This is a genomic window from Massilia brevitalea (genome assembly GCF_030711405.1).
Classification (GTDB): Bacteria; Pseudomonadota; Gammaproteobacteria; order Burkholderiales; family Burkholderiaceae_D; genus Telluria; species Telluria brevitalea.
Genome location: NZ_JAULSI010000078.1, coordinates 1 through 11,898, shown reverse-complemented (window position 1 = coordinate 11,898; position 11,898 = coordinate 1). Strand labels below are relative to the sequence as shown.

Below are 11,898 nucleotides of genomic sequence, written 5' to 3'. Positions count from 1 at the left end.
GTTGCACAAATGCGGCCCCGTCAGCGTGGTACGGCAAGGTCTGGTTGAGGTACCCTGACTTTTTCGGACACCAGAGCTTGCAGGAAGCGCGGCCATGACCGACCGCCGTGACGACGATTTCCGGGTGCGTCCGAGCCCCCCGAAGAACCGGGGCAAGGGGCAGAGCTTTGTTTCCAAGGTACTCAAGCAGGCTGGCAAGGCCAGCGGCGGCAAGTCCTCGATGCGCCATTCCGCAGCCGGCGGCAGCGGCGCACGCGCCGGCCAGCACCCCGGTTAACGGCTTGGGCGCGGCCACACGGCGGCGCGCTTCGCCGGGGCGAAGCTGGCGCCCATGTCGCGGCGCGTGACTATCAAGACCCTGCTGGTCAATCAACGCAACGCCAGCCCGCAGTCGCTCGCCAAGCACCTGCGCTACATCGAGCGCGACGGCGTCGGCCGCGATGGCGAACCGGGCCGGGCCTACGGGCCGCAGACTGACGATGCCGACCTCGATGCCTTCAAGGAGCGGGCCGACGACGACCGGCACCATTTCCGCTTCATCCTCTCCCCGGAGGACGGGGTCGAGCTGGACGACCTGCGTACCTACACCCGGCACCTGATGAACCGCATGGAGGCCGACCTGAGGACGCGGCTGGATTGGGTGGCAGTCGATCACTGGAACACCGACAACCCGCATACCCACCTGATCGTGCGCGGGCGCGACGACACCGGCAAAGACCTTATCATCGCGGGCGACTACATCGCCCACGGCTTCCGCCATCGCGCCGCCGAACTGGCGACGGAATGGCTCGGCCCGCGCACCGAACTGGAGATCCAGCAGACCTTGCAGCGCGAGGTGGAACAGGAGCGGTGGACGAGCCTCGACCGCACATTGCAGCGTGAGGCCGGCGAGGATATCCGGGTGCGGATCGAGCGCTTCAACGAACCCCGGCTGCAACGCCAGCGGCTGCTGCTGATCGGCCGACTCCAACGCTTGCAGCGCCTGGGCCTGGCCGACGAGACGCAGCCCGGCACCTGGGCCGTCCATGCGGACGCGGAGAAGACCTTGCGCGCCCTGGGCGAACGCGGCGACATCATCCGCACCATGCAGCGCGCCATGAGCGGGCAGCCGCGCGAGCTGGCGGTGTTCGAGCCGGGCGAGGATGGCCGCACCATCGTCGGCCGCGTTGCTGCCAAGGGACTGGCCGACGAGCTGCATGACCGCGGCTATCTGGTCATCGACGGCGTGGACGGGAAGGCTCACTACGTCGCACTGAACGCCCCTGAAGAGCTGGCGAACTACCCCATGGGCGCGGTGGTGGAAGTGAAGGATTCGGCCGATGTGCGCGCCGCCGACAAGAACATCGCCGCGCTGGTGAGCGATGGCCTGTACCGCGCCGATCACCACTTGGCCATCGAACAGGCCGGGCCAAGCCCGGACGCGACCCGCAGGAGGTTGTCGCCGCCCACGTCCGGCGGCTGGAAGCGTTGCGCCGGGCTGGCATCGTGGAGCGTGTGGCAAAGGGGCTATGGAAGGTGCCGGACGACCTGGCCGAGCGTGGCCACCAGTACGATGCTAAGCGCCTGGGCGGCGTGGCTGTGGAACTGAAATCGCACCTACCCATCGAGCGGCAGGCGCACGTGATCGGCGCGACCTGGCTTGACCAGCAATTGATCGGCGGCGGCAAGGGGCTGGGCGAACTGGGTTTTGGTGGCGACACCAGGCAAGCCCTACAGCAACGTGCTGACTTCCTGGTCGAACAAGGTCTAGCCGAGAAGCGCGGCCAGCGCGTAACCCTTGCTCGAAACCTGCTGGGCACGCTACGCAATAGGGAGCTGGCGCAGGCCGCACAGGACATCGCCACCGAAATCGGGCTGGAACATCGCCCGTTGTCGGACGGACAGCGTGTGGCCGGCATCTACCGGCGCAACGTCATGCTCGCCAGCGGTCGCTACGCGATGCTGGATGACGGCATGGGATTCAGCCTGGTGCCGTGGCGGCCGGTGATCGAACAGCGGCTGGGGCAGCAGATCGCCGCGCCGGTGCGCGGCGGCGGGGTGTCGTGGGAGATTGGAAGGCAGCGTGGTGTTTCGGTATAGCCAGATTGACGCCAAACGCTGGGCCACTTCGACAACGTAAGCTTGGTTCCTGGCATGTTCTGCGTTGTCGTCGAGGCCGGTGAAAATCCGCGCCGCGCACACCGCAACGGCACGGCCAATGTTCAGATCAACGTTTGCAGGCTCTTCAGCAACTCTTCAATATTCCCTTCGTGACGCTTGTAATAGGTCCAAGGTCCGATGCGCTGGGACGTGACTAGTTTGGCCCGCTGCAAGACCGTCAAGTACTGTGAAATGGTCGACTGTGACAGCCCCGCACTCTCCTGGATGATGCTCACGCAAACCCCGACCTTTTCGGGATCGACCTCTTGCTCCGGATAGTGTTTGCGTGGGTCTTTGAGCTTGGCCAAGATCGCCAATCGGGCGGGGTTGTCCAAAGCCTTCAGTGCCTCATGGATATCAATGCTCATGACAACCTCAAAACTACTTTTCTCGATATTATAATATCTCAATTACTAATAGCAGTGCACGGATGTAGTGAGAGCCACTACCGCAAAGTCCAGAGTGATGTCGGCATCAGCAATGCCATCCACCTGTTCGCCGCGTTCGCTGCCCGCTAGTCTCTGCAACCGTCTAGTGCAGCACAGAACGCGCGTCAGACTCCCCATAACGAGTTGGTCTCTTGCAAACTCATGGCGAGTGCGCGGTAAACCGGGGCACGATATAAGAGCCAAGTTCATCAATGACTTCTGATGCCGGACGATGGCCATACTTGAGATTGAGAATTACATGATCGACGCCAATCGACTCAAGTGACTCCAATAGCGCCAGCAGATGATTTCGCCCCAGCCGGTAGCCCAGATGGATTGGCACCGGCGGTGCGTCCGGACGCACATCCAGGTCGATGTAAAGCGACTGGAGGAAAGGTTTGTAGGCGTCCTCCAATTGGGCTTTGACCACCTCTCGCCAGTTCGCCACCATCGTCTTCTGCAATTGCGGTGCCCGTGGATAGGTGATCCACCCGGAACTCTCCCGCGCGATCCACTCCATGGACTGGCGACTGTTGCCCGTCACGAAAAATGGAATCTCGTTCGTAGTCGGCTTCGGAATCAGGTCAGCATTCTCCAATCGGCCACGACTCCATTGCAGCGGCTCGAAGCTGGTGCGCTGAGCCTTGCGGATCACTTCCAGGTGCTCCCGGAAAATGTCGCCCCGCTGATCCGGGTCGACATTAAATGCAGGGAACTCCACAGGTCTGTCACCCGAGGCGATACCCATCAGGAAGCGGCCGCCGCTCAATTGGTCCACGCTCGCAGCCGCCTTGGCCGTGTGCAGCGGATTGCGCAGCGGGATCGCTATTGACGCAGTCCCCAGTGCAATCGTCGACGTATGTGCTGCGATGAAGCCCAGATAGACCCAGGGATCAAAAACCTGGCCCACATCGCCGAAGCTGGGGTCGCGCAACGGTACGTCCCGGAACCAGAGCGCGGAGAAGCCCAGCGCTTCCGCACGACGGGCCAACTCGACCTGGTTGGACATCGTCGGCGTATCGCCCTGGAAGGCCTCGATGGGGAAAAACAGCCCCAGGCTCAGGTGGCCGGCCTTGAAGGTTCGACCGAACCCTTGGTGCTGCTGATAAGGGGTTGTACTTGGCTGATACATTGTCAGGCTCCTCTGGGTCTCAAGGTTTCCATCGCACGCGCGCAGCGCCACTGGCCTCGTCCGAAGCTGCGAACGCGGCCAGTACTGCCTTATGGCCGGTAAGAGGGGTAGTCGGTGTATCCCTTGTCAGTGCCGCCGTACATCGTCGCTGGATCTACTGCGTTGAGCGGCCAGCCCTGGGCGATGCGCTCAGGCAGATCCGGGTTGGCGATGAAAGGACGGCCGAACGCGATCAGATCGCCCCAGCCCGCCTTGACCACGCGCACACCGCGCTCCACGTTGTATTTACCGGCATAAATGATCTTGCCGCTGAAGTTGCTGCGCACATCATTTCGGAAGGTCTCGGGCAGCTCTGGCGCGTTGTCCCAATCGGCCTCGGCAAGCGAGACATAGGCAATCCCGACCTGTTCAAGAACCTTGATGGCCTCGATATAGGTTTCATGGGGATCCTCCTCCACCAGCCCCAGATAGACGCGGTCTTCTTCGGTGCTGGCGAACAGCGGGGCAAATCGCACCCCGAGCCGTTCCTTGCCGACCACATCAGCAACGGCCTGTACCACCTCGCGCAGGAAGCGAAGACGATTTTGCAGGGGGCCACCGTATTCATCGGTGCGCCGATTGGTGTGCGAGGAAATGAACTGGTTGACGAGGTAGCCGTTGGCGCAGTGGAGTTCGACACCATCGAAGCCCGCATCGAGTGCATTGCGGGCCGCCTGGGCGTAGAGCTGTACCAACTCTTTCACTTCGGCAGTTGTCAGCGCACGCGGCACCGACGGCTCCGTAAGTGCGCCCTGGCCCGGGCCGGTTTCGACGAACACCTTGACGTTGTCGGCAGCGATTGCCGATGGTGCGACGGGTGCCGCACCGCCGGGTTGCAGCGAGTTATGCGAAACCCGCCCCACATGCCAGAGCTGCGCAAAGATGATGCTGCCTTCGGCATGCACCGCTGCCGTGATCTTGCGCCAGCCTTCAACCTGTTCCGGGCTGTGCATACCGGGCGTCCAGGCATACCCCTGGCCACGCGGCTCGATCTGCGTGCCTTCAGTGACCATGAAGCCCGCCCCGGCCCGCTGACGGTAGTAGTCGGCCATCAGGTCGTTCGGAACGTTGCCCGGCTGGGAACTGCGCGAGCGGGTCAACGGCGGGAGCACGATCCGGTTTTTCAGGGTGTAAGGCCCCAGCTGCGTGCTTTCAAACAGTATTTCTCTATTCATTTCAATACTCCTAAATATCCGGAAATCTCGATGTTACTGGGCAAAATTTTGGCGATGAATCGAACTCAAAACACGCCGAACGGTTGACATGGCTATCATAGCCACATATCGGGATATGTCAATATCTAAATTGATAGATGTCATGTGCCGTGCAGCGTGCACAACTGCGCTCGCAGTCTTGCCCCGCTAATCCGATTTCCCATCCGATAAGGAGCTACATATGTTCAACGCCATCCTCATTGATAAAGACGATTCCGGTTACCACGTCAACTTGAGTACGCTGGACGAGGGCGTATTGCCCTTAGGCAACGTAACGGTAGAAGTGCAATGGAGCACGCTCAACTACAAGGATGCTCTTGCCATCACCGGCCAGGGCGGAGCCGTGGTTAGTCATTTCCCGATGGTGCCAGGCATAGATCTGGCTGGTACCGTGCTGCACAGCCACGACCCCGATTTCAGTACCGGCGATGCAGTGTTACTCAATGGCTCGGGCGTGGGCGAAAAGCACTGGGGCGGCTTGGCTCAACGCGCCCGGCTGCAAGGCGAATGGTTGATCCCGCTGCCGCACGGATTGGACGCACGCCAGGCGATGGCCATCGGTACGGCCGGCTATACCGCGATGCTGTGCCTGCTTGCGCTTGAGCGTCACGGCCTGCGTCCGGAACACGGCGAGGTGCTGGTTACTGGTGCCAACGGCGGCGTCGGCAGTTTCGCCATTGCTTTTCTGGCTCGCCTTGGCTATCACGTCGTCGCCTCCACGGGGCGGCCACAGGAATCCGACTATCTGCGAGCCTTGGGCGCAGAGACCATCATCGACCGCGCCACCCTCTCGCAACCCAGCAAGCCGCTGCGGGCCGAGCGCTGGGCAGCAGCAATCGACTCAGTCGGCAGTCACACGCTGGCCAACGTCTGCGCTGGTCTGCGCGCCGATGGTGCCGTGGCTGCTTGCGGCCTGGCCCAAGGCATGGATCTGCCGGCCACAGTAGCACCCTTCATCCTACGCGGCGTCAGCCTGCTCGGGATCAACAGCGTGACGCGTCCGAAAGCCGACCGCATCCAGGCCTGGTCACGACTCGTCAAAGATCTGGATTTCGTCCAACTCGATGCGATTACTCAGGAAATTGGATTAGGCGAGGCCATCGCTGCCTCCGAGGATCTACTCGCCGGCAAGGTGCGTGGGCGTCTGGTGGTGGATGTGAATCGCTGAGCAGCTCTGCACAAACCAGCGAATAGAGAGGAACAACATGGAGTTTCGACACCTGCGCTGCTTCCTGGCGGTCGCCGAAGAACTGCACTTTGCCCGTGCTGCCGAGCGACTGCATATTGAACAGTCGCCGCTGTCGCGCACCATCAAGGAACTGGAGGAAGATCTGGGTGAGCAGTTGTTCGTCCGCACTAGCCGCAGCACGCGGCTGACTCGTGCTGGCAAACTGTTTCTGGAGCATGTGAGGACGTACAGGCTATGGCACACGACTAACTTTGCTAGTCTCAAACGCGGTGAGGCCGGCCGAATAGGTATAAAATTCTTCGGAAAACTCCCCAAAAATAAAATTTTTCGCGAACGGGTAAAAAACATGGCTTCCGTCGGCTACGAATTTCTGCGCGAGTCGCTCGAACTCCATGCTTTTGGGCCATCACGGCCAGCCAGAGTTGGTCCTGTAACCCGACTGCAGGTCGCTGGGAATACACTCGCGGTCCCTCGTCACGTAGCGCCAGAGAACGACAGTCCCCCCCCCCCGGTGTCAGAATAGTTGTCGCGTCACCTGATGAGATAAAACCATATCGGGGACGGGCAAGAGAGATCAAGTGAGGCAGTATTCAGCAGAACGGAGAGAGGCGCTATTGCGGCAGATGATGCCACCGCAGAACAGGCTGGTGTCAGAACTGGCCCGCGAGAGCGGGATCACCGAGCAGACCCTTTATACTTGGCGCCGTCAACTTCGTAATCAGGGAATCGCAGTGCCGGGTAGTGGGAAAAATGCTGAGGAATGGACCTCGGAGGACAAGTTTGCCGTGGTGTTGGAAACGGCTGCGCTGAACGCCAGCGAACTGGCCGAGTATTGCCGGCGCAAGGGCCTGTTCGCCGAGCAGATCGCCGCATGGCGCGCTGCATGCATGGCCGCCAATGCGAGCACGATGCAGCAGACGCGAGGCCAACAAGCGCACTCAAAAGAAGACAAGAAGCGCATCCGGCAACTGGAGAAGGACGTGCAACGCAAGGAGAAAGCGTTGGCCGAAGCGGCAGCACTGCTGATCCTGCGAAATAAAAGCCCAGGCGATCTGGGGGGCAAAGAGGAAGACTGATCAGCGTCCCAGATCGCCTCTTGTGTGTCGAGTTGATCCGTGAGGGCCAGGCAATGGGTAGCCGTCTTGAGCCAGCCTGCATCGAGCTGGGCATCACCCTGCGCACATTCCAGAGCTGGGTGTGTGAAGGTGACGATGCCGTGGCCGGCGACAGCCGTCGGACCAGCGTGAGGCCGGAGCCGGCCAACAAGCTGAGCGAGGATGAGCGAGCCGAGATCCTGGCCGTTGCCAACAGCGAGGAATTTGCCAGCCTACCGCCGAGTCAGATCGTGCCGGCGCTGGCCGATCGGGGCGTCTACGTCGCGTCGGAGTCGAGCTTTTACCGCGTCTTGAAGGCAGCATCGCAGCAGCATCACCGCGGCCGCGCAAGGAAGCCTTCCGAACGCGTGCTTACGAGCCATTGCGCCACCGGCCCGAACCAGGTGTGGAGTTGGGATATTACGTGGATGCCAGCTGCCGTGAAGGGCCAATTTTATTACTGGTACATGGTGCTTGACGTCTTCAGCCGAAAGATCGTCGGGCACGAGGTGCACGTGGCGGAGTCGGCGGAACTGGCGTCACGGCTGATGCGCCGGACCAGCCTGGCCGAAGGACTGGCAGGCCGTTCCTTGGTGCTCCATTCAGATAATGGCAGCGCCATGAAAGGGGCGACCATGTTGGCCACCCTGGAGCAACTGGGTGTGGCGCCGTCGTTCAGCAGGCCGCGTGTGAGCAACGACAATGCCTATGCCGAATCGCTATTTCGCACCTGCAAATACCGGCCGGGCTACCCGAGAAAACCGTTTGCGAGCCTGCAGCAAGCGCAGGCATGGACGCAGAAATTCGTGCGCTGGTACAACCAGGAGCACAAGCACAGTGGCCTGAAATTCGTGACGCCAGCACAGCGTCACAAAGGCCAGGACACGGCGATTTTGAAACGCGGGGAGCAGGTTCATGACGATGCCCGCAACCGCCATCCGCAGCGCTGGTCGCGGGGGATTAGGAACTGGACACTGGAGAGTCAGGTCTGGTTGAATCCGGAAAGGATTCGGCCAGAAGCATTACAGTACGCCGCTTGAGGTGACGCGACAACTACGTTGACAAACGTCGGATACGCTAGGAAGATTCTGCAACGCCTCCGTGATATGCGGCTATATATACTATGCCCCAGTATGGTATGCTTCGTTTTCGCAAGGAGAGACGTCGGGGGGGGGCTCGAATTTAGATGGCGAACGGCTTGCTCATGAGGTCATCGCTATTCAATATGTAACGCAAATACATTGCTCATGATCATCATCATTCTGGTCACACTGATTGTAGGAATTGGTAGCGTGTGGATAGCCGACCTACTAGTGGTGCGCGTCGGAGTAGGGGATAGCCAAGGAAGTCACGGACAGCAGGGCTTGCTCGGCTTAGCGGCTGGAGCGTTTCTGTCAACAAGTTTCACCCATCTACTCCCCGAAGCGATCGAAAGCAATGCTGATGTGCATGAACTATTCATTGCAGTGTTAAGCGGCTTGGTCTTCTTCTTTCTGCTGAGCAAGGCTGAGTTATGGCGTCACAGCCACGAGCATAGCCATTCGAGACACAATCATCGGGGAGCTAACTGGACGCTACTAATTGGTGACGGGGTGCATTGCTTCGGAGACGGTATCCTAATTGCGTCGATCTTCGTTTCGGACGTTCGCCTTGGTGCTACTGCAGCAGTCTCCGTACTGATGCATGAGGTGCCTCATCACATAGGCGATTTGGTTATATTGCGTCAAAGCAATCATCGCAGGGCGGCACTGAGGAAACTCTTCATGGCTGGATCCATGACAGCTGTGGGTGGCGTTAGCGGATTCATGCTGGCGGGAAGTCTGCAGCATTGGCAGCCATTTCTAATGGCCGTAGCTGGGAGCAGTTTTATCTTCGTAGCCCTTTCGGACTTGATCCCTCAATTGCAGCAACGCCGATCAACCAGGGAGACCACGATGCAGGTAGTCTGGTTGCTTGTCGGCATCCTATTAACAGTGTTGGTGAATGGAATGCCTCATGGACGTGTCTCTTGAGTGGCAGATTTGAGAGGCGGCTGACGTGGATTTCTAAAATTTAAGGAGGCGAAAAAACGCAAATTTCAGCAAAAAAACGGTTGCTTATACTATAGGGCAGTATTGTATAGTGGGGACACTTAACTAGTAGAGAGGTGTTCGATGCCACATAGTCCGGAAGAAAAGAAGCAAGCCCTCACGCGTATCAGGCGTATCAAAGGACAGGTAGCTACTCTTGAACAAGCACTTGATGCAGGTGCTGATTGCCCTGCGATTCTTCAGCAGCTCGCGGCAGTCCGCGGAGCGGTTAACGGCTTGATGGCCACGGTCCTGGAAAGCTATCTGCGAGAAGAATTTCCGAATAGCGAGATCAGGAGTGATTCGCAGAACAAGTCCATTGACGAAACAATCTCTATCGTCCGGTCGTACCTGCGTTAGAGAGATGAAGTGCCCTCGATTAGAACAAATTCACCTAGATTAGAAAGAAACCACATCATGAAATCACGTGCAGCAGTTGCCTTTGGACCTGGAAAGCCGCTGGAAATCGTTGAGATTGACGTTGAGCCGCCGCGCAAGGGCGAAGTTCTTGTCAAGATCACGAATACTGGCGTATGTCACACCGATGCCTTTACCTTGTCGGGCGATGACCCCGAAGGTCTTTTCCCGGTCGTTTTGGGCCATGAAGGAGCGGGTATCGTCATGGAGGTAGGGGAAGGGGTAACCAGTGTGAAACCTGGCGATCATGTCATTCCACTCTACACCGCTGAATGTGGCGAGTGTGTGTTCTGTAAGTCCGGTAAAACCAATCTGTGTGTCGCGGTTCGTGCGACCCAAGGCAAGGGGCTGATGCCCGATGGCACGACTCGCTTTTCTTATAACGGCCAACCGCTTTACCACTATATGGGCTGTTCGACTTTCAGCGAATATACGGTTGTTGCGGAAGTGTCACTGGCCAAGATCAACCCGGATGCTAATCCGGAGCACGTCTGCCTGCTGGGTTGTGGGGTAACAACCGGTATCGGTGCCGTCCACAACACGGCCAAGGTGCAACCGGGCGACTCGGTCGCCGTCTTCGGTCTTGGCGGCATTGGGCTCGCTGCAATCCAAGGTGCGCGCCAAGCCAAGGCGGGTCGCATCATTGCCATCGACACCAATCCAGCCAAGTTCGAGTTAGCTCGTAAGTTTGGCGCGACCGAATGTCTCAACCCTAAGGACTTCGAGAAGCCGATCCACGAGGTTCTCATCGAAATGACCGGCTGGGGCGTGGACCATACATTCGAGTGCATTGGTAATGTCAACGTAATGCGCTCTGCGCTGGAAGCAGCCCATCGCGGCTGGGGCCAGTCAATCGTCATCGGCGTCGCCGGTGCTGGCAAGGAAATCTCGACCCGTCCATTCCAGCTGGTCACTGGTCGGACTTGGAAGGGCTCGGCTTTTGGCGGAGTCAAAGGGCGCACCCAACTTCCCGGCATGGTGGAAGACGCAATGAAAGGTGAGATCGATCTCGCCCCATTCGTTACCCACACCATGGGTCTCGAGGATATCAACAAAGCCTTCGATCTGATGCACGAAGGCAAGTCGATTCGCACGGTGATCCACTATTGATTCACGAACACTAACTATTCATTTAACATCAAATATCAAGAAAAAGAACTATGTCTACTCCAGTTATTTCCGGTGACAGCATTTTCTCGCACGTCTTTATCGGCGCCGCCGACGTTCAGAAGTCGGCCGCGTTTTACGATGCGACTCTGGGGGCTCTTGGCATCAAGAACCTCGGTCCATTCGGTAACGGTTGGGTGCTCTTCGGCCGTGAAAAGCCGGCTTTTATCATTGCCCGTCCTGGCAACGGTGAAGCGCCCTCCAGCAATGGCGTGACGATCGGCTTTGCTGCTGCAACTCCCGCCGAGGTGGATGCATTCCACGCCGCCGGCCTTGCCGCAGGCGGCGCCGACGAGGGGCAGCCTGGCCCGCGTGGCCACCTGCCTGGCGCCTACGCAGCTTATCTGCGTGATCCGGCGGGCAACAAGATCTGCTCGTACACCTTTGTCTAGAAGTAGCGAAAGTGACGGCATTCGGAAAGAGCTTGCACAAGCCTCTATAGGGGCGAGCATTACTCAAACCCTTTAGATGGTGTCGGCTCAAAACGGTCGGCCCGCAGCGGTGTACATCGTGCGCCGCTGCGGATATTTACCGTGAAGCGAGATCCTTCCAATCAATGGTAACTATGAGGGCGTGATGAAAGAACCGGCCAACATTCACATGACGAACGCACAATCTACTCCGGCCGACACCGTATATGGGATGCCAGCCTACATCGATCGAGCCGCGGCCGTGGGCGAAGTGCACGCGCGCCCTCATCTGTTGATTCAGGCCCTCGAAGCATATTGCAGCTCGCTTTTATGACAGAAGGCGATGCTGTCAGAGATCAGGCGGCGATGAGCGAATTGTCTCATCGCTTCGGCGTAGCGGAGCCTGATCTCGCCACGCCGCTACATGGATTGACATGGGATGAGCGAGACCTGCACTGCGAAAAGCACACTGAGTTCTCAACGTATCTTTGGTGTGCATCGCTTGATCCAGTGACGGGAGAGCCATGCGGCGAAAATCCGTTTATGCATGGATTTGGCTTTGTTGCGTAAATCAGGCTCGGCCAGCGTAGAAGGCGTAGG

General features: G+C 59.0%; 10 protein-coding genes and 2 pseudogenes. 9 read left to right on the top strand and 3 right to left on the bottom strand.

Annotated features, from left to right (window positions below; all coding sequences use genetic code 11):
* The first annotated feature begins 94 nt into the window (after positions 1-94).
* Positions 95-2,079: pseudogene (locus QWL29_RS25715) on the top strand (DUF3363 domain-containing protein).
* A gap of 122 nt (positions 2,080-2,201) precedes the next feature.
* Here the strand turns inward: QWL29_RS25715 and QWL29_RS25710 are convergent.
* The 3 genes from QWL29_RS25710 to QWL29_RS25700 all read right to left on the bottom strand — a co-directional run bounded on the left by QWL29_RS25710 (position 2,202) and on the right by QWL29_RS25700 (position 4,913).
* Complete coding sequence (locus tag QWL29_RS25710; RefSeq protein ID WP_066419976.1) at positions 2,202-2,507, bottom strand: ArsR/SmtB family transcription factor; 306 nt, start codon at positions 2,505-2,507, stop codon at positions 2,202-2,204.
* 220 nt (positions 2,508-2,727) lie between these two features.
* On the bottom strand, positions 2,728-3,699 hold the full coding sequence (locus QWL29_RS25705) for an LLM class oxidoreductase (protein ID WP_305825703.1): 972 nt from the start codon (positions 3,697-3,699) through the stop codon (positions 2,728-2,730).
* 89 nt (positions 3,700-3,788) lie between these two features.
* Positions 3,789-4,913, bottom strand: a complete 1,125-nt coding sequence (locus tag QWL29_RS25700; RefSeq protein ID WP_305825702.1) for an alkene reductase — start codon at positions 4,911-4,913, stop codon at positions 3,789-3,791.
* A gap of 220 nt (positions 4,914-5,133) precedes the next feature.
* Between QWL29_RS25700 and acuI the strand changes: the two genes are divergently transcribed.
* The 8 genes and pseudogenes from acuI (at position 5,134) to QWL29_RS26975 (ending at position 11,868) form a co-directional block, all read left to right on the top strand.
* Positions 5,134-6,120 carry an acrylyl-CoA reductase (NADPH) gene (gene acuI / locus QWL29_RS25695; RefSeq protein ID WP_305825701.1) on the top strand — a complete coding sequence of 329 codons (987 nt, stop codon included), beginning with the start codon at positions 5,134-5,136 and terminating at the stop codon, positions 6,118-6,120.
* A 37-nt stretch (positions 6,121-6,157) separates the two neighbouring features.
* Positions 6,158-6,361, top strand: a pseudogene (locus QWL29_RS25690) (LysR family transcriptional regulator); the annotation flags it as partial.
* Between the two features lie 358 nt (positions 6,362-6,719).
* Positions 6,720-8,275, top strand: a protein-coding gene (locus QWL29_RS25685) for an IS3 family transposase (protein ID WP_370663745.1) whose coding sequence is annotated in 2 segments (ribosomal slippage) — positions 6,720-7,182 and positions 7,182-8,275 — 1,557 coding nt in all. Because the reading frame shifts where the segments join, the coding sequence is not laid out codon by codon here.
* 201 nt (positions 8,276-8,476) lie between these two features.
* A complete protein-coding gene (locus tag QWL29_RS25680) occupies positions 8,477-9,247 on the top strand; it encodes a ZIP family metal transporter (protein ID WP_305825699.1) in 771 nt (256 codons plus the stop codon).
* Positions 9,248-9,388: 141 nt separating this feature from the next.
* On the top strand, positions 9,389-9,664 hold the full coding sequence (gene frmR / locus QWL29_RS25675) for a formaldehyde-responsive transcriptional repressor FrmR (protein WP_258848425.1): 276 nt from the start codon (positions 9,389-9,391) through the stop codon (positions 9,662-9,664).
* Positions 9,665-9,721: 57 nt separating this feature from the next.
* The gene (locus QWL29_RS25670) at positions 9,722-10,831 is read left to right on the top strand and encodes an S-(hydroxymethyl)glutathione dehydrogenase/class III alcohol dehydrogenase (RefSeq protein WP_305825698.1); all 1,110 of its coding nucleotides are present in this window, start codon (positions 9,722-9,724) and stop codon (positions 10,829-10,831) included.
* Positions 10,832-10,881: 50 nt separating this feature from the next.
* Positions 10,882-11,280 (top strand): VOC family protein, encoded by a 399-nt coding sequence (locus tag QWL29_RS25665; protein ID WP_305825697.1) that lies wholly within the window; start codon positions 10,882-10,884, stop codon positions 11,278-11,280.
* A 348-nt stretch (positions 11,281-11,628) separates the two neighbouring features.
* Positions 11,629-11,868 (top strand): DUF3422 family protein, encoded by a 240-nt coding sequence (locus QWL29_RS26975; RefSeq protein WP_305825696.1) that lies wholly within the window; start codon positions 11,629-11,631, stop codon positions 11,866-11,868.
* Positions 11,869-11,898 lie beyond the last annotated feature (30 nt).